The 20,420-nt window shown below is 59.4% G+C and carries 20 protein-coding genes, 1 tRNA gene and 1 pseudogene; 8 read left to right on the forward strand and 14 right to left on the reverse strand.

What is annotated here, in order from left to right; genetic code table 11:
• The 4 genes from EEQ99_RS28890 to EEQ99_RS28905 form a co-directional block, all read right to left on the reverse strand.
• A partial coding sequence (locus EEQ99_RS28890) for an ACT domain-containing protein (protein ID WP_127431528.1) occupies positions 1–284 on the reverse strand: 284 nt, incomplete at its 3' end.
• A gap of 262 nt (positions 285–546) precedes the next feature.
• Positions 547–1,563, reverse strand: coding sequence for an acyltransferase family protein (locus tag EEQ99_RS28895; RefSeq protein WP_127431529.1), 1,017 nt, complete (start codon positions 1,561–1,563; stop codon positions 547–549).
• A 168-nt stretch (positions 1,564–1,731) separates the two neighbouring features.
• Positions 1,732–3,012 carry a hypothetical protein gene (locus EEQ99_RS28900; RefSeq protein WP_063474854.1) on the reverse strand — a complete coding sequence of 427 codons (1,281 nt, stop codon included), beginning with the start codon at positions 3,010–3,012 and terminating at the stop codon, positions 1,732–1,734.
• Between the two features lie 2 nt (positions 3,013–3,014).
• The gene (locus tag EEQ99_RS28905; RefSeq protein WP_127431530.1) at positions 3,015–4,064 is read right to left on the reverse strand and encodes a glycoside hydrolase family 5 protein; all 1,050 of its coding nucleotides are present in this window, start codon (positions 4,062–4,064) and stop codon (positions 3,015–3,017) included.
• Positions 4,065–4,199: 135 nt separating this feature from the next.
• Between EEQ99_RS28905 and EEQ99_RS28910 the strand changes: the two genes are divergently transcribed.
• From EEQ99_RS28910 to EEQ99_RS28925, 3 genes are all read left to right on the forward strand, one after another.
• Positions 4,200–5,813 (forward strand): GumC family protein, encoded by a 1,614-nt coding sequence (locus EEQ99_RS28910; protein WP_028756349.1) that lies wholly within the window; start codon positions 4,200–4,202, stop codon positions 5,811–5,813.
• 57 nt (positions 5,814–5,870) lie between these two features.
• Positions 5,871–6,200: a hypothetical protein gene (locus tag EEQ99_RS28915; RefSeq protein WP_028757897.1), complete on the forward strand. Its 330-nt coding sequence runs from the start codon at positions 5,871–5,873 to the stop codon at positions 6,198–6,200.
• Between the two features lie 363 nt (positions 6,201–6,563).
• On the forward strand, positions 6,564–6,860 hold the full coding sequence (locus EEQ99_RS28925; protein ID WP_028756405.1) for a DUF982 domain-containing protein: 297 nt from the start codon (positions 6,564–6,566) through the stop codon (positions 6,858–6,860).
• Between the two features lie 582 nt (positions 6,861–7,442).
• Here the strand turns inward: EEQ99_RS28925 and EEQ99_RS35505 are convergent.
• From EEQ99_RS35505 to EEQ99_RS28955, 6 genes and pseudogenes are all read right to left on the reverse strand, one after another.
• On the reverse strand, positions 7,443–7,724 hold the full coding sequence (locus tag EEQ99_RS35505; protein WP_080759943.1) for a poly(hydroxyalkanoate) granule-associated protein: 282 nt from the start codon (positions 7,722–7,724) through the stop codon (positions 7,443–7,445).
• Between the two features lie 431 nt (positions 7,725–8,155).
• Positions 8,156–9,046: a hypothetical protein gene (locus EEQ99_RS28935; RefSeq protein WP_127431531.1), complete on the reverse strand. Its 891-nt coding sequence runs from the start codon at positions 9,044–9,046 to the stop codon at positions 8,156–8,158.
• A 121-nt stretch (positions 9,047–9,167) separates the two neighbouring features.
• Positions 9,168–9,526: pseudogene (locus tag EEQ99_RS35250) on the reverse strand (TSUP family transporter); the annotation flags it as partial.
• A gap of 204 nt (positions 9,527–9,730) precedes the next feature.
• A complete protein-coding gene (locus tag EEQ99_RS28945; protein ID WP_127431532.1) occupies positions 9,731–10,861 on the reverse strand; it encodes a hypothetical protein in 1,131 nt (376 codons plus the stop codon).
• 161 nt (positions 10,862–11,022) lie between these two features.
• On the reverse strand, positions 11,023–11,703 hold the full coding sequence (locus tag EEQ99_RS28950; protein ID WP_127431533.1) for a hypothetical protein: 681 nt from the start codon (positions 11,701–11,703) through the stop codon (positions 11,023–11,025).
• Positions 11,704–12,282: 579 nt separating this feature from the next.
• Complete coding sequence (locus tag EEQ99_RS28955; protein WP_127431534.1) at positions 12,283–12,975, reverse strand: recombinase family protein; 693 nt, start codon at positions 12,973–12,975, stop codon at positions 12,283–12,285.
• Between the two features lie 528 nt (positions 12,976–13,503).
• On the opposite strand from EEQ99_RS28955, the gene EEQ99_RS28960 reads away from it, so the two are divergent.
• Entirely contained in the window at positions 13,504–14,154 is a 651-nt protein-coding gene (locus tag EEQ99_RS28960; protein ID WP_127431535.1) for a hypothetical protein, read from the forward strand.
• 76 nt (positions 14,155–14,230) lie between these two features.
• Here EEQ99_RS28960 and EEQ99_RS28965 read toward each other — a convergent pair whose 3' ends face one another.
• Both EEQ99_RS28965 and EEQ99_RS28970 read right to left on the reverse strand, forming a co-directional pair.
• The gene (locus EEQ99_RS28965; protein ID WP_127431536.1) at positions 14,231–15,808 is read right to left on the reverse strand and encodes a DUF6538 domain-containing protein; all 1,578 of its coding nucleotides are present in this window, start codon (positions 15,806–15,808) and stop codon (positions 14,231–14,233) included.
• Positions 15,809–15,918: 110 nt separating this feature from the next.
• Positions 15,919–16,005: transfer RNA gene (locus EEQ99_RS28970), tRNA-Leu, on the reverse strand.
• Between the two features lie 168 nt (positions 16,006–16,173).
• Here EEQ99_RS28970 and EEQ99_RS28975 point away from each other — a divergent pair.
• Entirely contained in the window at positions 16,174–16,587 is a 414-nt protein-coding gene (locus tag EEQ99_RS28975) for a BA14K family protein (RefSeq protein ID WP_063474852.1), read from the forward strand.
• A gap of 28 nt (positions 16,588–16,615) precedes the next feature.
• On the opposite strand, the gene EEQ99_RS28980 is transcribed toward EEQ99_RS28975, so the two are convergent.
• Complete coding sequence (locus tag EEQ99_RS28980) at positions 16,616–16,909, reverse strand: Rdx family protein (RefSeq protein WP_028756410.1); 294 nt, start codon at positions 16,907–16,909, stop codon at positions 16,616–16,618.
• Between the two features lie 130 nt (positions 16,910–17,039).
• Between EEQ99_RS28980 and EEQ99_RS28985 the strand changes: the two genes are divergently transcribed.
• Positions 17,040–17,777, forward strand: coding sequence for a type 1 glutamine amidotransferase (locus EEQ99_RS28985; protein WP_127431537.1), 738 nt, complete (start codon positions 17,040–17,042; stop codon positions 17,775–17,777).
• Between the two features lie 12 nt (positions 17,778–17,789).
• Entirely contained in the window at positions 17,790–18,338 is a 549-nt protein-coding gene (locus tag EEQ99_RS28990) for a sugar O-acetyltransferase (RefSeq protein WP_127431538.1), read from the forward strand.
• Positions 18,339–18,392: 54 nt separating this feature from the next.
• Here the strand turns inward: EEQ99_RS28990 and EEQ99_RS28995 are convergent, their stop codons facing one another.
• Positions 18,393–18,869 carry a winged helix-turn-helix transcriptional regulator gene (locus EEQ99_RS28995; protein ID WP_127431539.1) on the reverse strand — a complete coding sequence of 159 codons (477 nt, stop codon included), beginning with the start codon at positions 18,867–18,869 and terminating at the stop codon, positions 18,393–18,395.
• A 114-nt stretch (positions 18,870–18,983) separates the two neighbouring features.
• Between EEQ99_RS28995 and EEQ99_RS29000 the strand changes: the two genes are divergently transcribed.
• Positions 18,984–20,417 (forward strand): MFS transporter, encoded by a 1,434-nt coding sequence (locus EEQ99_RS29000; RefSeq protein ID WP_210212252.1) that lies wholly within the window; start codon positions 18,984–18,986, stop codon positions 20,415–20,417.
• Positions 20,418–20,420 lie beyond the last annotated feature (3 nt).

Below are 20,420 nucleotides of genomic sequence, written 5' to 3' on the forward strand. Positions count from 1 at the left end.
AAGCGCGACACCATCAGCAGCACCTTCATGCGCTTCTCGCTGTCGTGAAACTCGTAATCCATCTCGAAGGGCGCGGCGACGGCTGTAAAACCGGCGTCGATATCGGCACCCGAAAGCCCTTCTTCCGAAATGAAGCTGACGCGCATGAAGAACTTGCCGGTATCGAGATCGTCGAACTGCGAGCTGTCGATGATGTTGCAGCCCTTCTCCGCCAGATAGCTCGAAATCGCCGCAACGATGCCGCGCGTCGATTTGCAGGATACCGTCAATACATAGTTTCTCATGTCTCTCCCTCTTCCTTCTTCAAGGCCGCAGCCGTGCTTAGATCAAAGCCCGGGCCGCGAATAGGCCGGCGCGCTTTCATTCCTGCGACAAATTGCAAGAGAAACCATCACGCTTCTGCAAGTTCTCTCATTGCCAAGTCTGAAGCTTAGGAGAAGTTGCGCAAAAAACTGTACCGTCAGCGCCGCTTGGATGCGTATTCTCGCCTTCGGTACGGAAACAGCGCTAAAGCGCGGCAAACGAATCTGACAGAATCGATGCGCGTTAGGCCGGCGGGCGGCTCGCCACGGCCGCTTTCCGGCGCGGCGTGGTGATTTCATAGATGATCGCGCCGCCGATCGACGAGAGCACCAATGAGAGGATCACGAAGAGCACCGGCTGCTGCAGGATGCCGATCGGCAGGCGATCGGCTGCGACCCTCAAGAAGGCGAGCGTGAAGGCGTGGGTGATATAGATGCTGTAGGAGCAGTCGCCGAGATAGTTCAGCCATCCCAGGACCGGCAGCCTGGAAAAATCGATGGAGACGGCGCCGTAAATGATGAAGATCGCCGGGATTCCCCAGGCATAGAACCGGCTTTCCGGCTGCATCAGCGCCTCGTTGATGAAGAGAAACGCAAAGCCCATGGCGAGTGCCGCCCAAGCCCAGCGGTTCGGCAGAAGCATCTTCTGCCCATAGAGCCAGGCGAGCACGACACCGGCGAGAAATTCCAGGATGATCGGCTCGCCGTAGAACCGGGTCACCGTCGATTCCGGCAGCAGCCGGCAGGCCACCAGAATGACGGTAAAGACGGCAAACATCGCCGGGATGCGGCGGACTTCCGAAAGCGGCAGCAGCAGCGCGAACACGAAATAGAAGAACATCTCGTAATTCAGCGTCCAGCCCGGAACGACGACTGGAGTGATCGTGCTGGGATCGGCGGGATTGCTCCATGGCAGGAAGAACAGTGAGGCGACGAGGTGCGGCAGGTCGAACACCGTCGATTTCAGCAATGACGGGGCCACCAGCGCCACCGCGGCCGAAAACAATGTCGCCAGCCAGTAGAGCGGCACGATCCTTCTGATGCGCCGGCGGGCGAAATCGATCGGGCTCATTGCGCGACCGCTCGTCGTCAGCCACATCACGAAACCACTTAAAACGAAGAAGATATCGACGCCGGTTTCGCCATAGATGAAGGCGGTGGCGTCGACGGCCGGATTGACCTTGGCGAGTTGCAATATCGCATGGAAATAGACCACCATCAGCGCCGCGATGGCGCGCAGATATTGAAGCTGGACAAGCATCGAGCGTCTTGCTCCCTAGCATGATGCCGAAAAGTGTGGGCGGTTTTCGGACGACATCATGCTCTATTTCTTTGATTTAGAACAGGATTCAGATTTTAGGCCAATCCGGCCTAAAATCATCCTGTTCTAGGGCTCGCGCGGGCGCCGGTCTCAGCCGCGCCGCTGCGGTCAACTCAATACATTTGTCGGACGACCCTGCCGGATGCGCGGGTTGTCGTGGAAACGCATATATCCGACGACGAACCACAGGAGACCGGCGATCTTCATCGAAAAGACTGCGGTTCCCCCGATCATCATATTCAGAAAAATGAAAAGAGAAAGTGAATGGGCGCAGCGCCGCTGCGCCGCCGTGCGTCCGGCGGGAAAGAGGCAGACGAACAGCCACAGGGCGATGACGCCGAAGATCGTCGCGGCATAGATCAGGTAGACATAGCCGCTATCGGCGAACTCGGCGACCCGGTCGACCGAAAGTCCGAGGATGGCGAGCGGATCGAGTTCCATGATCTTCTTCATCGTCAGGTTGATGCGGCCGGTGAAATTGTCGCCGGTCGCGTTGGGTTTCAGCACGTAGACGAGGAAGCCCGCGGCGACGATCAGCGGCATCAGCGCCAGATTGAAATTCTTCGGGATCTTCGGAAAGACGAAATAGCCGACGATGCAGGCAAAGCAGAAGATCAGCATCGTGCGCGTGTCGTTCGTCACCAGGATCAGGACTGCCGTGCTGATCATCAGCAACCGGTCCCAGCGGCCAAGCCTCTCCCACATCGAAATCAGGTAGACCGCGATCACCCCGCAGAAATTGGCCAGCGACACCTGTTCGAGGAAGATCGAGGAGGAACGATGGTCAATGATGCCGAAGGAGAAGCGTTCGGGAAAGCCGAGCGCATTCTGGAAAAGGCCTGTCGTGTTGTAGCTCAGCGGCAGCAGCCCGCGCGTATTGGCGAAATAGTCGGACGGATGGACGATGCTGACATAGAACGGCACGCTGACGATCTCGAAAATCAGGAAAATCATGACGACGAGGCTTGCCCAGCGAAAGACGAGCTTCATCGTCCTTTCGTTGCTCCAGCCGCCGAGCCCGGTGAAGCAGAAGATGATCAGCACGTTGCGGAAATGATCGATGAACAGCATGCGGTTGAGGACGCTGACATAGATGGTCACCACGAGCGTGAACAGCAGGAACAGGAAGGCTGGCAGGTCGGTTTCGTAGATCCCCTTGTGCAGGATGTAGATGATGGCGCTCGCCATGATCAGGCCTTCGCTGGCAGCGACATGCGTCAACGACAGCGGCATGATGTTGTGGTTGATGAAGGCGAGAATGCCGTTGTAAAGCACTGAGAGCAGGCCGAGCCAGAGCACCAGGTAATCGGTGCGCGACGCCGCCCCGGCAGCATCGAGCCGGTTGCCGGCGGCAGTAAAAGGCGCTGCCTTCTGGTCGACGACCGCCATGGTCAATTCCCCACAGGCTTGACGGCGGAACAAGTGCCGGCATCGGCTTTTGCCGATTGGGCGAGAAGCCGCATCTGCGGCCGCGCGGGGCCCTTTCGCGGCTGGACGTTGAACGGCTCGTTCGCGGGCCACCAATCGCCCGCCGCCCAATAGGACCAGCCGAGCCAGACGTCGCCATTACCTGTCATGGTGGCATAGATTTCGGTCAGCCCGCTCATGCAGTCCTTGTCGGCGGAGGCGCCGAATTCGCCGAGAAAGCCGCGTTTGTGGTTCCGCTTCAGCCAGGCGGTGACCCCGGCGATCGCCTCGACTGCGGCATCGGCACCTTCGCAGGTCGGATGGGTTCCGGAGGAATCGGCGTCGAGATACTGGTGGACCTCATAGGCGTAGAAATCCAGTGGATCGCGCACGCCGAGCATCACAGTGCCGTTGGCGCCGCCGATCACGTCCTTCTCCCAGCTTGCCGCGCCGCTCCATGCTGTGCCCGGCACCAGGATGAGGTTGCGCGCGCCGACAGCGCGGATACTGCGGATCGCGGCATTGGCCGCATCCAGCCAGTCTGTCGCCTTGATGTCGTGTGGTTCATTCATCAGGCCGAAGACAATGCCCTCCTGATTGGCGAATTCGACGGCGAGCCTCGCCCAGAAGTCACCGAAGGCGGCATCCGTCGCCGGCGCCGTGCCGACCTGGGTCTTGTCGTAATAACCGAAATTATGCGGGTCGAGCAGAACGGCCATGCCGCGCTTGCGGATCAGGCCGATCGTGTCTTTGATCCGCTGGAGCTCGTCCTCGTCGAGCCGCCCGCCGAGTGCGGGCTGCAGCCGTTCCCAGCGGAAGGGCAGCCGGATGATCGTCATGCCCTTTTCGGCGAAATAGCCGATCGTCTCTTCACTGGGATAGGTGTAGTTGGTGCCGTAGGTACCGCCGCGCTCGCCATATTCACCGCCGGAAAGATTGACGCCGCGGTAGCAGGGCGCCCCGACCGCAAGGGCCGGCGACGGGACGAGAGCCGCCGCAAGCAGCAGCGCTGTCAGATGTCGTGTCGTCCTCATGGCATCCTCGCAATCGCGGAAAATCGCAACATCGGCGTCGCTCCAGATTATTTTAACGGTCCGTTAGCTAAGAATTTCTAAAGTCTCGGCACCTCGGCTTCAGTCTTTCACGCTGGGCGGGACACGAGTGCGCGTATGAACCAGTATGACAGGAACAGGGTAAGCCGGCTCCCTGGCTGGCGCAGTTATGAGCCGTCTCAGACTGCGCCGGAAGGCGTACGCATGCGCAGTCCTGTCGTCCGCCCGGATGATTACGCCCGTCCGGCGCCTGAACCGACCCCGCCCCCTTTTGTGCCGCCGGCAAGCATGGCGGAAAGCCGTCAATATGAGCGTCCGGCGCCTCCGCCTCCGCCGGCAAGAGAGCCCGTCGTCGACGCGCCGTCGAACGCAGCCTCCCCACCTGCCGCACCGCTTCTCGACCTCCGCTCCAGCATCGCCGCGATCTGGAGCCGGCGGCTGGTCGTGCTGGGTCTGGCACTGCTCGGCGCCGCTGCCGGCGCTGTGGTGGCACCGCGGATCGCTCAGAAATTCACCGCCGTCAGCAGCCTCTATTTCGATCCGCGCCAGATCGGCCTTGCCGATGCCGGCGCGCAATCCTCCGGACCCTCGCCGGAAATGATCTCGACTCTGATCGACAGCCAGGTGCAGATCCTGACCTCGGGCAATGTGCTGCGCCGCGTCGTCGAGACGATGAAGCTCGACCAGGATCCGGAATTCACCGGCGGCCGCACCGATGGCGCCGCCGTGATCGGCGCCCTGCAGAAAGCACTTGTGATCACCCGCCAGGCCAGCACCTATGTCGTCACGCTTGCCGCCACGACGAATGATCCGGAAAAATCCGCAAGGCTTGCCAACCAGGTCGTCACCGCCTTCACCGAGGAGGAGAACAACGCCTCGAACGGCATTTACGAAAACACCTCCTCGACGCTCGACGGACGCCTCGACGATCTGCGCCAGAAGGTGCTGGAAGCCGAGCAGGCCGTCGAAACCTTCCGCGCCGACAACGACATGGCTGCGACCGAGGGCAATCTGATTTCCGATCAGCGGCTCGTCTCGTTGAACACGATGCTGGTGACGGCACAGGAAAAGACCATCCAGGCGAAAGCGCGCGCCGATGCCGTCGCCAATCTCCGCGTCGAGGACATCGTCGCCGGCAACCAGACGGAAGGCGGCGTCACCTCGCCGCTCGTCAGCCTGCGTCAGCAATATGCCACCCAGGCGGCCGCCGTCGGCAGCCTCGAAAGCCAGATGGGCACGCGTCATCCGCGCCTGCAGGCGGCCCGCTCCTCGCTCCAGAGCATATCAGGCGAAATCAAGGGCGAATTGCAGCGGCTCGCCACCTCGGCACGGGGCGAATACGAGCAGGCAAAGGCCGCCGAAGACAGCATCGCCAAGGAACTTGCGGTGCAGAAGGCGCTGCAGGCGAGTACCTCGGACAAGCAGGTGGAATTGAACGAATTGCAGCGCAAGGCGACTGCGGCGCGCGATATCTACGAGACGGTTCTGAAACGCTCCAGCCAGACGAGCGAGGAGCAGAACCTCAGCCAGAGTAACATTCGCGTCATCTCGCCGGCCGAGCCGCCTGTTAAGGCCGATGGTCCGGGGAAGATGATCCTGCTGGTTGCCGGCATCATCGGCGGTTTTCTCGCCGGTTTCGTCGTCGGTGCCGGTTTTGCCATCCTTGCCGGCCTCTTCGGCCATCCCGTCATCAGAAGTTATTTCAGGAAGTCGCCGGCTTCGGCCGCTTGATGACGGTCTTCGGTTTTCCTACATCTGGAGAGCGCCCATAGTCGGCAGGAGAGTTCCGTGCGGCTTTTGATGATTCTGATATCGCTGGTTGCCGTGTCGAGCCTCGCCCCGGCATCCGCCTCTGCCGTCGACTGGACGAAATCCGTCGATTCCGGCGTTCAGCCCCTCTATCCCTACAAGGGTCTTCCCGGCGTCAAGGCGCAGCCGGAGAAGAAGGAGGAAGAATCGTATAATTGCCGCACCGAAACCGTTCAGGTCCGCCGCCGTTATGACGAGATCTTCCGTTCGGGCGGCATGCCGACGCTGATGTATGTCTGCGAACGCGACGGCTTCATATCGATGGACGACAAGGTGCCGTTGCGCGGCCATTATCAGCCGGTGCGCTGACCGGACCTCCTAGGGGCTGCAACGTCGTGCGGTTGTGGCAGATCCGCGTCGACGCAAGATCGATCAGCATCGCCGCCACCCGCTCGATATCGGCCTCGCTCATGTCGTGATAGCTCGACGGGTTGATCGCCCGCTTCGGAATACTCCAGGCGTTGACGTTCTCGGCCAACTCGCGGGTGCTGCCGGGCAGGGCCGAAAGCCCCCTTATTAGATGTCCTGGTTGTGAAGCCGAAGGCCGCGAATGCGCGGCTTCTGCCGACGATCCCGGCGACTGGCGCGCAAAACCTCTAAAAACCGCCTCCGCCTCCACTGGCATTCTTCTTGCATTGTTACTAATATTCTAACTCTCAGGGAGAAAATGCCATGCAATGGAACACATCGGCGGATTTTGCGCCTCTTGTTCTCTTTCTCGGCGGCCGGCAAAAGTACAAGATCGTCAGGACGATCCGGGACGCAGCCGAAGTTCTGATGATGGACTGGCCGTTTGAAGATGGAGAGGAATACGTCGTGGCCGTAAAGGCCTGCGCCGATGCCATCACCGGGCAGATCGAGACGGGCGAGCTGAGGGAATTGCTCCTCAGCGCCGCCAGAGAAGCCGGCCTGGGGGTTTTGACCGTTATTCCCGACAGCGGGAAGACGACGCCCCACATGGCCGCCTGAAAAGCCGGAACCACGCCGCCATGCGTTGGTCGAAGCCGCGCTGATGCCTATCCGGATGCCGATACAGCGAATCGCCCGATAAGGGAAACGGCCCTCGCATCCCTGGTTCGTAGACTGCGCTCCCCGCCGTTCGAGCGTCTCCCGAGTGCCGAAGGTGCGTCCTTCCGCTTTACGAAGGGCGCCAAGCAGGCGCAGTTGATCCGAACAGAAGCGGCTGATCCCGATAGGACGGTGCTGGATACCGATGGCCGATGGTTGCCGACAGAGGCTGGCGCCTCGCACCAAGAAAAAATCCCACTTCGGATTCCCGAAATTCCCCCGCTTCGGGATTCCGAAATTCGTCGCATTTTCAGCGGTCTCGCCGTGAGCAAATATTCAATAATTTCAATCCGGCAACCAATTTCGGGATCCCGAAGTGCTCTATAGATAATGGTGGGAGTTCCCATGATCGCGGTGCGAATGTCCTGTCGGGCTTGATGATTTCCGACAGATCAAAAGAGGGCGGTTCGCCCTCGGGTCGCGGCTTGAGTTCGCAACCGCGAGGTTTCCAGCGCCGGCGCTTCCGGCATCGGCAACATGGGACTAGGCATCTAAACTAAGCTGGAGCGAAGTGTCGTCCGCTTCGACCTTAGGCTTGCGTTTTGTTGCTGCACGGCGCGGCGGCTTGGGGGTTTTCGGTCGAGTGTCGGAGCCGATCTCGCCTGACTCGGGGCTGGGCGGTAGCAGACCGGCCGCAGGTGCGGTAACCGCTGCATCAATGATCGGCGTGAGGGATCGCATTTCAAGGGCCGGCTTGGCGGCTGACACCACGCGGGCCTGTGGAGGCTCAGGGCGGCTGTCAGCGGATGCGGCGTATCGGATCATTGGCAAGACTCCATTCTGTTCGCTTTATGTTCGCATTTGGGGATGAGGGAGTCAATGGAGGGCAGCCCTCCAGAGCGGCAGGATATGCATTCTGGAATTGAGGATTTCGGCGCGTTCTTGGGAGCTATCTAGCGGCCAAGCCCTAAGCGCATCGTGATTGGCCTTTGTGACAAGGCATCAAATGCGCAACTTACCTGAAAAGGCTTAACTCCTTGATCTTGGTAGCGATCAAGAATGGAATGGTGCCCAGAAGAGGACAGGGCTCCAAGCGCTTCTTCTCATTGAAATTGCAAAGTAATTTTGCTCACGTTGGTTGCTTTGTGTAGCAGTCATGTGGGCATGATGCAACCTATCGATTTCAAGCCGCTAGATCGAAGTCCGGCCTATGCTCTCTCGTTGTCCATCACCGCGGCGACCAACACCGACGCTAATTAACGGAGCGCCGCTGGAAGAAACGACTTGATCGAAATAAGGGGGTCCGCGATATCCCAGAATATCTTAGCTCCAAGCGTCGCCACGATCAGCCACCAAAGGGCTCTGTGCTTCAAAGGCTTGGTCCTTTGCTCGGATATCTCCACGAGGGGAAAGGCCCACTTCGCATAGCTGAAGAGGATGCGGTAAATCCATATGGCGCAAAAGCCGATATAAAGATAGGCGGCACCGATCACGACGGGGCCCGCCTGGGAAAGGGCGCCATTGACGAAGGGGGCGAAAAACCAGCACGCATAGAGAGCAAGAGGGAGGCCAATCAGGACCAAAAAGAGATCGTAGATAAATGAGCCGTGAAACCAAGTCCGGACCGGTCGCCGTCGGGCTATATTCCTGATAACGGCTTGTGTAACCCCTGCTTGCCATGCATCTCTGCTTCCCGACACGGCGACTTTAGTGGCATTTGGCGTTGGAGCAGAAATGACACTTGAGGCATCCAGTAGCGGTGGCTGCCGAAAATCCAAGATGACTTCGAACGCGTGTTCCGGCTTCACTCCTATGCTTTGCTGATAAGGAGTGATGTGAGACATGTATATAAACCGTATCAACGGGCCATCTGGATCGATATTTACAATCTCCGGGTCGACATCGTGTATGGCAACGTCGTTTTCGAACTCAACAGTTCCGAGAATCCTGAAGACATTGTTTCGGGCGTTCTGTTTGTAGGCCTCAAACTCTTCGAGGGAATGCCCCTCTTGGCGCACCAAACGGCTCAACTCAATTTCACCCTGCTCAGCGACCAGAGCGTTGAGGTCTCTCCACATCCGTCGAATGCCTGGAAGGGTAACCGCGGCAGAGCCTATTGGGATGTTCTTCGTGGTTACCGTCGCCATTTGTCGCCCATTGTTGAACCTCGGATAGATATACATCAGATCGCGCTCGGCATGGTTTGGGGCAGGACTGCAATCCACAAGTATTCTCAGAGGTAAAGGCGCGGACGTCCGCTGTTGCTGTCTAATCGTGACGCCAGACCTTGAATGCAGAAAGAACAAGGATCAATGACAAGACAGGCAGCAACACTTTCTCGTCAACAAGCCGAGAAGCAAGCTGCCAACAAAAGCCCCAACGATGGAGCCGAGAACCATTGCCAGCGCAAAGCCTCGGTTCTCCTTTGACGGCGAAAGCGCTACTCCGGCTATACCGAGCGAAGCCGACGATCATCGTTGGAAGGCTGATAGCAAGGGAAAGGCTTCCCGCCAGCGTGATGTTTACGCCAAAGAGAAGATCAGCGTCGGGGTTAGTAGCTCGCCTCCCGCGACCCCCATCAGGGCCGCTACGACGCCTATTGCAAAGCCAACTACAATATCCGCGACTCTCATTATGTCAGGGAACTGAATATGCGGGAGTAGTTGGCTTGGCTAGTCTGTCGCCTTAGCCGGCGCTGACACCAAATTTACCATTACGGGGCCTCCTATGAGTAGCCCTAAGGTTGATATAGGTATCTAGGTAGGTAGTCGTAGGTGTCTGCGGTTAGAGGGCCACCCCCAAGGGGAGCCCCCAACCATGGTAGACCGAGGTCACCCAGAAGACACTGAGGAGACATCTACCAGTCCCGGAAAGCCGACATGGAAGGCGAACACGTCAACCATGACCTGCCCAGCAGCCGCTGCTTTAGAATCAGCAACAAGTATCGCGTCGTGAATGGGCAGTGCCACTATACTCTGCGACTTTAAGCGAAGCAGCGTATCGACCATGATCTGACTTTCTTGGAATTGCACACGATGTCCGACTCCCTTGAAGAAGAGGTCGGCTATGGCCGGATGGTAGCGCATGATGGCATCGGTAATGTCGCCTATGCTGGTACCTTTCGGGAATTTTGCTCCGGCCCCCCTTGGCATCCTGCTTAACGGTTTGTCGTGAAACACCATGGCACTGAAGACGATCTTTATGCCCTTCCGGTATTGCTCGAAGCCGGGGACGGAGTAGAGGTCGGTCATCTCGGGCACAGCGCCAACCATACCGTAAAGCTGCCTCGGCCCCATCTGAGCATAGTCCAGTTCGACTATCGCCTCCCCGTCAATTACCAATCGGTCAAAGCGGTCGTCCTTACCCATCACTTGCCAGAAGCCGCCAAACAGACGACCACCGCACCTGAAGTCTCCCCGAGTGAAGATACGGCGCAAGGTTCTCTCGGCGGTGTCGGGAATCGAATTGGTGTCGCCCCGCAAAGTGCCGTAATCCAGGTCGGCGGTCCGCAGCCAGTCGTTGATCTCCCGCATCTCGTGCCGGAAGCGGCTCGTGTCCATCGTGTCCTTGTAGTCGATAACCTGCGCTTCATCCCAGAAGTCCACCTTCTCGCTCTTCAGGATGATCTGTTCGGCGCCACAGGCATAGCCGAGGTCCGCGAAGGTCACATTCAAGTCGACCATACGCCCAACCAGACGCGGCCCCGGACGAATGGTCGTGCGCCGGGCACCATGTCGGCCATCGCCGTCGCCAACCTCTTGGAGGAGCCACCCGAGCCCCGTGGCGGCAAGCCTGTCGAGAACGGCGGGGAAGGTCTTTCCGTAGGCCCTTGCCCGGTATCTGTTCCGATGCCTGAGGACGGCATTCGAGCGCGTGACGTAGATGCTGCACGGACGACGGTAGAGTTTGTGGTGCATCAGGTCGCAGAGGATAGCTTCCACGGTCAGCCAGAAGGTCTCCAAGTCGTGCGGCTTCCGTGTGCGCTTGCGGAGCCCATGGAGCTCCTCGTAGCGCTGAATGTCCGCTACGGCTTCCGTAAGGATTGCTTTGGACGCTTTGGTCTTGGCGAAACGCCACGGGCAGAATGGACTATCTGTGGGCTTAGTAGAAGGTACGGCCCCAGTCATGCCTCGCCCCCTGTCTGCTCTGGACCAAGGATGGCGTCACGCTCCGCGCTGGCTTTCTGTCTGGCTATCGCTAAGGCTCTCGCCTTGCGACGGGCGATCTCCATGCCGTACAAGACAAGCTTGGTTTCTTCGATGATCGACCACAGAGCGCGTATGGTCCTCGGTGGTATCTCTCGGTAGACACTCCGCGTGAGGCCATTCACTGACCACTTGTATGCCGCCTCTCGGGGATTAAGCCTGAGAAGCATGCGCACGGTCTGAAAGCGGAAGCCTTCATCATACTTCCAACGGCGCTGGTCGTATTCGTACCAGAACCCCATAGCCATCAGGAGGCAGCATATGGTCTTGCTATCGGCTTCCCAAGACAAAGAGACGATAGCCTGGGCGGCCTGAAGCTCATGCACGTTGAACGAAACGCCGCGTGTGGTCCCGTCGATGTGAGCCTTGGCCTTCGCCACGGTGCGGCTCCAGATGTCGTCTATGATGTCGTTAGCGTTCGAGGCTGACACTGTCTTCAAATAGCTTTCGATCTCCTTCAGGTATTGTTTCAGGTCGGATTTCTTCACGCCGGTCTGCTGAGGATGACCATGGCGGGCTTTGGTTCTCTTATGGCGCTCGCAGTAGGAGCTGAAGCCGTTGGTCTGCGTGGAGCAGCCACCAGCCTTGCAGGTTTTCATTAGGATTGATGATCTCGTATTGGGATTAGGTCGTGGCAGAGGAGCGGCTAGCTCGCACTGTTCATGCAGCAGACTGCATGGCCGAAACCGTACCTGGACCCTGAGGCACGGGGGCGGGACTTATTTGAGCAGTGTCGATGATCTATGATTTCATGTCGTGTGGCTTTGGTTGCCTTGGCGGTGCATCTCAGGGGGCTTGGGTTGCGTCCCTGCCAGTCCCTCACCGCTCGGTTCAACGTGCCGGCCACCTGCCGTCCCGCCTTGCCACTGCTTACGGCCATTCGACCGTTCCCGATTTAGTGCTTTGGTTCCGCTCTACGGGCCGATGTCGGTTCCCTGCGCCGGGGTGGTGTCCCCAGACCGTTAGGCGAGGGGAATATGCTCCACGGTACATGTTTCGTCAATGGAAATTATTATGTTGAAACAGTTACTTAGCCGATAGTGTAGACACACAAGACATTTGTTCTGGTGGTGGATCGAACAAATTCAGGGGCTTGCTGTTGTCATGGGAAAGAAACTGTCGCGTAGATTGGGAGAATAAAAACAATCAGAGAGGCCAAACCGGGGTCAACCTCTCGCCTACTTCTGTCCCCGTGCAATCATCCGGGACACCTGCGTTGCGGTCCAAGCCCCGCCTCGGGAAGTGTGTACGCCCATGCTGGTGAGGGTTTCCGCTATTGCGCTCAGGGTTTGATCTGCCGCCCTTAGTGGCCCGACAATCTTCATGACCTTTGCCGCCTCTGCATCAGCCTTCTGCTGGATTGCTGCGTTGCGCTTCATCGTTTTGTCTCGGAGACCACCGATCTGCTTCGAGTAGGTGGGGTCTACCTTCCGCTTCGCTGCGTGAGTGATCTTGGCAGCAGCCAGCGCCGCTTTCGTCCGCGCTGAGATGAACTCCCGCTCCTGCTCGGCCAGCGCCGCGTAGATATGGAGCTGAAACTTGTCGGCCTGAGGCATCTGCGCCACCCGCAGCTTTACCTTCTTGTCATCCATAAGGGTTGCAATGAATGCGACCTTGCGGCTGAGGCGGTCAAGCTTCGCAACCAAAAGCTCCGCGCCGGTCTTCCGAACAAGGGCCAACGCCTTGGCGAGCTCAGGCCTGTCATTGTCAGAACCGGATTGGACGTCCTGAAACTCTCCAGCCACCTCGAAAGGCACCTCCGAGAATTGCTCAAGGAAGATGTCGATATCGCGTTGCTGCGCATCTAGGCCGTGACCGCTCTTACCCTGATCCTCGGTGCTAACACGCTTGTAGATGACGTACTGCTTCATGATTGGTTCTCCTCGTTGAAGGGAGCATGTCAGGGCAATTGTCTAATGTCAACGAACGTTGTGTTAGATAAATACAATGATTTCAGCAACGACATCAAGATGACCCCAAACGCCAACGCCGCTCCGGTCCGGATACCGCGCGAATCTACCGGGCTACGCAGCTCGCGACAAATACCACCGCAGCGCCCCGGTCCCGACTGAAGAAATCGAGGGTAGGCCGGGGGAAGACCGTGGGTTCATCTCTAATGATGCCGCCTCAAACTTTTTCGCCAAAAATATTCCGGCCCCTTTGCGGACTCAGGTTGTAAGGTGTCGACTAGTCCTGCATCGTTGCGTCGCTGAAAGGGAGACGCATGTGGCAGAGGACTGGTTGGAAGTTGCTCGGGAGAGCGAGTGTAGGGTGAGGGGGGCGCGAAGGGCGCGACAGGTACCTGAGAAACTGCGTGAGATTACCACGAGGCGCTGGCTTTCGGTGCCGGTGCCCCGCTTTTCGGCCCCTCGTAGGACCACGGGTGGACGAGGTCGAGTATGAAGAGTGCTGACCCCGAGACAGACAAAATTATCGGAAACTTCACGATGCGGCAGTTGGCCGAGCTTGTGGAGGCTCATGAACGCTACAACAGGTGGAATTTCCAATATCCCCATCCGCTCACCGAGGGTGTCACTATCTACTATACCTTTGATAGTGAAGATGGCTGGAAACAGTGGAAAGAATTTCAACGCACGAAGGGAGGTGCGAAGATTTGGGGATTTACCCTTGTGTGGGAACAAACACGGGGTGATACCTATGACTTTATAAAGATGGAGAAACGGGCAACTTCATCAACAGCCTACAAGATGTCGAAATTGCTCCCTGGGTTTGATGAGGTCAAGTACAAGCTTGCAGGCTGCTGGCCCTCCACAGGTTCCAACCCGGCTCAGGCAGCAGCAGATGTTGAAGCGCTCGATATCCTCTACAGAACCTTAGACAAGACATCTTCAAGTCTCAGCAACTGGTTGAGCTCGACATTCGCCGGGCTTGCAGTTTGTGGGAATTGTAGGCACGAAACCACTTTCCCATCCCCCGCGCTACGACACTTCCACGAAAGAGGTTTGACCGTAGAAGGTCTCAAAAGTCGGCTGCGGTGCGAGCGTTGTGGCAAAAAGAACGCCCTGCTTCTTCCAGTCACCCTGGAATAAATTACCGGGGGCTCGGCTGTCTCTGCGCCGTCTGTCCTCGCGCCGGCCTGTGCTATCGAGTCGTGCGACGGAAGAACTACAAGGGTGGCTTCACCTCGTACCGCGGAAACTTCGCAATGGCTGCTGCCTTTGCCTCCAACGAAGCCACACCGTAGTCGTCACCTTCAGCCCCCGGCTCATGACCTGTGATGGAAAAGCGGACATCCCTGGATATATCCAGGTTGCGGCCTATCGTCATGAAACGATGTCGCCAACCATGATTCGGCTGCACCTCAGGATCGTTTACGATCTCCCGAACGAAATCGGTAACGCGGTTCTTGGTGGTTCGCCATGCGCCCCTCTGCGCCTCCTCTGTAGAGCCGAAAACCTTCATGAAGAGGTAGCCCTCAGGCGCTTTTGCGATGAAGTCGAGGAAGCCTTGGTCAACAAGGTGTTGGTGGAGCGGCACGTCGCGGTAATCACCATCTTTAACTGTGCCCGCCTCAGGGGTTATTCTCATGATCCACAGGCCGTCCTCCTTTCGGAAATCTTGCTTTCGGAGCTGCGACACCTCCCCGACACGGGCACCGGAATACGCACAAAGCCACGGGACCCACCGCCTTGCGTTAGAGAGGTGCGTGGAACCCTTGCCGGTCCTTGTGTGATGATACGCATGAGAAAGGATGGCTACGGCTTCTTTGTCTGAGAACCCGGGGTCTCTGGTCCGCTTCTTCTTCACCTTGGCGACCTTCACGCCCATAGCAGGATTGTGGCTGACCTTCCGATTGGCGATGCCCCAAGCAAACAACTGTCGTATGCCTGATATGTCTCCGCCACCAATCGTCTTAAGACTGACGCCCTGGGAAAGCCGATGATCCTTAAATGCGAGTATGTCATCCTGCGTCACCGCCCGTGCATCGTCGTGACCAAGGAACTCAGAGAGCTGCTGCGCTACACGTTCATATGCTTCGTGGGTACTGACAGCTCGCCCTGCCGCCTTGGCCTCGCGCCACCACCCTACCACCAATCCGGTTATGGTCTGGGAGCCCTGCGGTAGGGGTTTAGCTGCCTTTGCTTCTCTAGTCAGCTCTAGGGCGGGGAAGCGCTGCTCAACTATGTCGGGGCTGTAATCCCCTCCGGCGTTGCGACCGAGTCGGGCCGATGCATCAACGATAGCCCTGCCAGCGGCCTCTATCAGGGCGGAACGGCTTTCGGTGTCTACGACGAGATGGTGCTTCGCTAGGATTTGATCGACTGTCGGGCCGAACCATTGTTCTTTGGTCTCAGCGCCACCTTCCATAGCTTCCGTATGAAGCCTATCGATCTCTTTCCAAATTAATGGTTTGCCGGGATCATCCTCGAATAGGCCCACCGGCTCTCGATAAGCTTCACCGGCTAGTGCGGCGATCTGCTTCTGTGTAAGGCGCTTCGGTCCTTCCCGGAGGGCTTGCCAAACGCTGTCAAGATAAGCTGCGGCGACTGTATGCCGCTCTTTGGCTTCCTGTGGGTCACGGGTTCGAAGAGAGCAAGTTATCTCTGCTGCGTTTTCCCCAACCACCATGCGGCAGAGGCCGTCTCCGACAGGAATGGCCAGCGTCACGCCACCGGCCTTGGGGAGGACATCCTTGGGGATACGCTTCCGAAACTGAATAAACGTGGAGCCTTTGCGGCGCATTGGACAGGCCATTCTGATACGCACTGTGTGTCACCCATGTGTAGCAGTGGGTGAGCGAAAGACCTATCAATATCAGGAAGTTGAACGCAATCAATACGTTCTGAATGGAATGGTGCCCAGAAGAGGACTCGAACCTCCACACCCTTTCGGGTACCAGCACCTGAAGCTGGCGCGTCTACCAATTCCGCCATCTGGGCGACGGAGAGCGATGTAAGGGGGCGGCTCCTGACTGTCAACTGGGTTTTTGAAGTTTTCCTGACAGTTGGCGAAAAAGCAGCCGATCACATGCGGGAGAGAGCCGCAGGATAGGCATAGCGCTCCGGTTGGTACGCCCTATATAAAGGAAATACCGAAAGGATTGCATCATGGCCGTTTCTCGCACGCTTCTGCTCGCCGGTCTTTTGGCTGTTCTCGCACCCGCCATCGCCGGGGCCGATTCGCTGAAGCTGGGCAAGCCCGGGGTCGGTCCGCTCAACACCGGCTCCACGCTTTGCGATTTTCGCGGCTGCTTCGGTTTCGGGCCGCAGCAATGGCATCGTCCGGCCTATGTCCAGCCGAATTACCGGCCGAGGGGCGCGGGGCCGACCTACTACCTGCCGGGCGCTGCCGGACGGCCGCAACTGACCTATGATCCGCCGCCGGTGCGCCGCGTGCAGCCGAAGGATCCGAACAAGCATATCGCCTGGTGCACCAACGAATACCGCTCCTACAATCCGAGGACGGATCACTTCCTCACCTATGAGGGTGTCTACAGGGTCTGCCGCTCGCCTTTTCGCTGAGGCCGCTCGCGCTGGCGCCGAGCTCTGCTCAGCTTTCGAGCGAGGCTCGGTCGACGTGGCCGAGATCGCGGCCGGGCTCGACGATGTCGCGGACCCGCTGCTTCAGCTCCTTCGGCCCGGGAAAGCCGCCGTCGCGCTTGCGCTCCCAGATGAGATCGCCGTTGACGCGGATCTCGAAATTGCCGCCGGTGCCGGGGATCAGCGCCACTTCGCCGAGGCTGTCGGAAAAAGTATACAGCAGCTCTTGCGCCATCCAGCTGGCGCGCAGCAGCCAGTTGCACTGGGTACAGTAGAGGATCGAGACACGGGCTTTTTCGGTCATGGCGATTTCCTTTCGTTTGACGAGATTTAAGCTCTGTGGTGCGCATGCGCAATCGCCCCTTACACAAGCGTCTTGCGTGCTGCCCGCCGGCATGATCTCTTCCCGTCGTCGGCCATATCAGGGAAAGTCCATGCGCGTCGCAGTCATCGAAAACATGAGGAATACCGGCCTCGGCGCGCTTGCCCAGGCCCTCGACGAGGCGGGCGCTGACATCGAGTGGTTCCGGGTGTGGCAGGATGGCATCCTGCCGCGGGATGTAGTGGGCCATGATGCGCTGGTCGTTCTCGGCGGCGAGCAGAGCGCGCTGGATGATGAGACACACGCCTATCTGCCGGAGCTCGTTCGGCTTACGCGGCGCTTCGGCGATGCCGGCAAGGCGGTGCTCGGCATCTGCCTGGGCAGCCAGATCCTCGCCCGCGCCTATGGCGCCGACAATCATCTGGGAACCGCCCGCGAATTCGGCTGGCATAAGATCGGCGTTACCGCCGAGGGCCGGGCCGATCCGCTGCTGTCTTCGCTGGGCGGCGAGTTCACCATCTTCGAATGGCATGCCGACACGTTTTCCCTGCCCGAGGCGGCGGTCCGTCTTGCCTCGAGCCCCGTCGCCGAAAACCAGGCGTTCCGCATCGGCCGCGCCGTCTATGGCACCCAGTTCCATTTCGAGGCCAATTCAGCGGTCGTCGAACAATGGAAGGCTGAATTCCCCGAGACGATCGCGCGCATCGCCCCCGGCTGGCTGGAGAGCCACGCCGAACTGGCGGCAAGACATGGGCGTGCAGCCGATGCCGCCGGCCTTGCCATTGCGCGGGCCTGGGTCAGCCTGATCGAACGGCAAGAGGTCGAAATTCTGTCGCAGGCTTCGGCGTGAGGGAGTGATGTCATGCCGGCGAGCGAACGCGAGAAAATGGCGGCAGGTGAATGGTATTGCTGCCTCGATGACGAGCTCGATCATTTGCGCCGGCAGGCGCGCTTGGCCGTCCACGCACACAATACAATGCCGCCGGATGAGCGCGGCGCGATGGCGCCGGCCCTGAGGGCGCTGTTTGCGCAGGCAGCATCGGATGTCTTCATCGAAGCGCCGTTTCACTGCTCCTACGGCATCAACATCACCCTCGGCGAGCGCGTCTATTTCAATGCCGGCTGCACCATTCTCGATTCCGGCCGGGTGACGATCGGCGATCGCAGCATGTTCGGCCCCGGCGTGCAGATCTACTGCGCCGAGCACCACAAGGATGCCGCGCTTCGCAGCACCGGCATCGAGATCGCCCGGCCGGTCACGATCGGCAACGAAGTCTGGATCGGGGGAAGCGCCATCATCCTCGGCGGCATCACGATCGGCGAGGGCGCGATCGTCGGCGCCGGCGCGGTGGTGACCAGGGATGTGCCGGCCGGCGCCACCGTGGTCGGCAACCCGGCCCGCATCCGGTAGTTCGGACGATGCAACATTAACTATCCCTAACGGCCGACAGAATTCATTCTCCGGCTACAGACCATCGCTGGCCCGTTCGTCGTAGCGTTGCCGCGCGGCGATAATGCCGGCCTGGTTCTGCTCGGTCCACAGCACCAGCGAACGGATCGTCTCGTGCAGGGTGCAGCCGAGCGGCGTCAACGCATAATCGACCTTCGGCGGCACGACGGGATAGACGGTGCGCTCGATGATGCCGTCTCGCTCCAGGTGCCTGAGCGTCGTCGTCAGCATGCGCTGGCTGATGCCGTCGATATTCCTCTTCAATTCAGTGAAGCGAAGCGTGCGTTTTTCGAGCAACGCAATGACGAGCAGCGACCACTTGTCGGCGATCCGGTCGAGGATCTGCCGGACCTCGCACTCCTCGCGCGCATCCCATTGCAGGACGTCGTAGTCCTTGCCGGGCAGGACGCTATCGTCCTTGCCGGGCAGGACGTTGTCGTCCTGGCCGGTGCTGCAAATGTCACTCGGTGAGTTTGAAGTGCCTTCTTCCATGGTGCCGGATCATGTCTTACCTAAGCATCGGTTACAAGAGGGAACCGAGGCATGAAAAGTAACTTTCATGCCTCGCCCCGTTGTTTCAGCGTGTCAACCGAAGGAACGGATTTCATGTCCAACCCATCTTCCCCCACCAAGTCGAGTGAAGGCCGCATGAACGCCCGCGTAGCCGGTGCGCTGATCGTGCTCTGCGGCGCGATCTTCCTCGAAGGCATCGATGTCGCCATGCTCAATATCGCGCTGCCGGCGATCCGCGCCGATCTCGGCCTGTCGACAACGACGCTCAGCGCCGTCGTCAGCGCTTATGTGCTGGGTTATGCCGGCTTCATGCTGCTGGGCGGCCGGGCCGCCGATATCTTCGGCAAGAAGCGGGTCTTCCTGACGGCGCTGACGATCTTCCTCGCCTTCTCCGGCCTCGGTGGTTTCGCGAGCGAGGGCTGGATGCTGCTTGTCGCGCGTTTCGTCACCGGCGCCGCCTCCGCCTTCATGACGCCAGCAGGCCTTGCGCTCATTACCGCCAATTTCCCGGAGGGGCCGCAGCGCAACAGGGCGGTGATGATCTATGCATCGACGGCCTCGGCCGGCTTCTCGCTCGGCCTCGTCGCCGGTGGCCTGCTTGCTGCCATCGACTGGCGCTGGGTATTCTTCGCGCCGGTGGTGCTGGCGGCGATCCTGCTTGCCGTCGGCCCTCGGCTGATCACAGACAGGGATGCGGGAACCGCCCGGGGAAAATTCGATATATCAGGCGCGATCGCGCTGACCGGCGCCATGCTGCTGGCCGCCTATGGCGTCATCCGGCTCGAGAATCCGGGCGAGGGTACGGAATGGACGATCGCCGCCTTTGCAGTGAGCGCGCTGCTCTGGCTTGCCTTCATCCTGATCGAGCGCGGCTCGTCCGCTCCGCTGGTGCGCCTTGGGATCCTGCGTTCGGCCGCGCTGATCCGCGCCAATCTCGGCGCCCTGCTGTTTACCGGCTCCTTTTTCGGCTTTCAGTTCATCGCCTCGCTTTATCTGCAGGAACTGCTCGGCTGGACGCCGATGCAGACGAGCCTGGCGCTGATGGCGATCGGCATCGATGCGGTGGTCGCGCCGATCCTGACGCCGCGGCTTGTCGACCGCTTCGGCAATGTCCGCGTCATCCTCGCCGGTTTCCTGCTGGCGCTTGCCTGCTATGGGCTGTTCTTGCGCATGGGCTTCGACTGGACCTATGCCGCCATGTTCCCGTCGATGCTGCTGCTCGGCCTTGCCTTCGCGCTCGGCTATGGCCCGCTGACCATCGTCGCGACCGACGGCATTGCCGAGGACGAGCACGGGCTTGCCAGCGGGTTGGTCAATACAGCAACCCAGTTCGGAGCCGCACTCGGGCTTTCCGGCGTCAGCGCGATCGGCGCCTATATGCTGGGTGACGAAGTCTCTCCAGAAGCGCGGCTGGAATCCCTGCGTGTCGCCCTTCTGGTGCCGCTCGCCGCCGCCGCGCTTGGCGCGCTGGTGATGGCGACGGGCTTGCGCGGCCGTGACGGCTCCCGCCGCGAAGCCGTCGCTTAAGGC

Origin of the sequence: Rhizobium anhuiense (assembly GCF_003985145.1) — a bacterium.
GTDB classification, from domain to species: domain Bacteria; phylum Pseudomonadota; class Alphaproteobacteria; order Rhizobiales; family Rhizobiaceae; genus Rhizobium; species Rhizobium anhuiense.

Bases quoted from the DNA above. Each gene is read 5' to 3' on its own strand.
- EEQ99_RS28900 (WP_063474854.1), bottom strand. From the start codon at position 3,012: ATGGCGGTCGTCGACCAGAAGGCAGCGCCTTTTACTGCCGCCGGCAAC.
- EEQ99_RS28980 (WP_028756410.1), bottom strand. From the start codon at position 16,909: ATGACCGAAAAAGCCCGTGTCTCGATCCTCTACTGTACCCAGTGCAAC.
- EEQ99_RS35505 (WP_080759943.1), bottom strand. From the start codon at position 7,724: ATGATCCGATACGCCGCATCCGCTGACAGCCGCCCTGAGCCTCCACAG.
- EEQ99_RS28965 (WP_127431536.1), bottom strand. From the start codon at position 15,808: ATGCGCCGCAAAGGCTCCACGTTTATTCAGTTTCGGAAGCGTATCCCC.
- EEQ99_RS28925 (WP_028756405.1), top strand. From the start codon at position 6,564: ATGCAATGGAACACATCGGCGGATTTTGCGCCTCTTGTTCTCTTTCTC.
- EEQ99_RS28985 (WP_127431537.1), top strand. From the start codon at position 17,040: ATGCGCGTCGCAGTCATCGAAAACATGAGGAATACCGGCCTCGGCGCG.
- EEQ99_RS28910 (WP_028756349.1), top strand. From the start codon at position 4,200: ATGAACCAGTATGACAGGAACAGGGTAAGCCGGCTCCCTGGCTGGCGC.
- EEQ99_RS28935 (WP_127431531.1), bottom strand. From the start codon at position 9,046: ATGGCGACGGTAACCACGAAGAACATCCCAATAGGCTCTGCCGCGGTT.
- EEQ99_RS28895 (WP_127431529.1), bottom strand. From the start codon at position 1,563: ATGCTTGTCCAGCTTCAATATCTGCGCGCCATCGCGGCGCTGATGGTG.
- EEQ99_RS28995 (WP_127431539.1), bottom strand. From the start codon at position 18,869: ATGGAAGAAGGCACTTCAAACTCACCGAGTGACATTTGCAGCACCGGC.
- EEQ99_RS28905 (WP_127431530.1), bottom strand. From the start codon at position 4,064: ATGAGGACGACACGACATCTGACAGCGCTGCTGCTTGCGGCGGCTCTC.
- EEQ99_RS28960 (WP_127431535.1), top strand. From the start codon at position 13,504: ATGAAGAGTGCTGACCCCGAGACAGACAAAATTATCGGAAACTTCACG.
- EEQ99_RS28990 (WP_127431538.1), top strand. From the start codon at position 17,790: ATGCCGGCGAGCGAACGCGAGAAAATGGCGGCAGGTGAATGGTATTGC.
- EEQ99_RS29000 (WP_210212252.1), top strand. From the start codon at position 18,984: ATGTCCAACCCATCTTCCCCCACCAAGTCGAGTGAAGGCCGCATGAAC.
- EEQ99_RS28955 (WP_127431534.1), bottom strand. From the start codon at position 12,975: ATGAAGCAGTACGTCATCTACAAGCGTGTTAGCACCGAGGATCAGGGT.
- EEQ99_RS28975 (WP_063474852.1), top strand. From the start codon at position 16,174: ATGGCCGTTTCTCGCACGCTTCTGCTCGCCGGTCTTTTGGCTGTTCTC.
- EEQ99_RS28950 (WP_127431533.1), bottom strand. From the start codon at position 11,703: ATGAAAACCTGCAAGGCTGGTGGCTGCTCCACGCAGACCAACGGCTTC.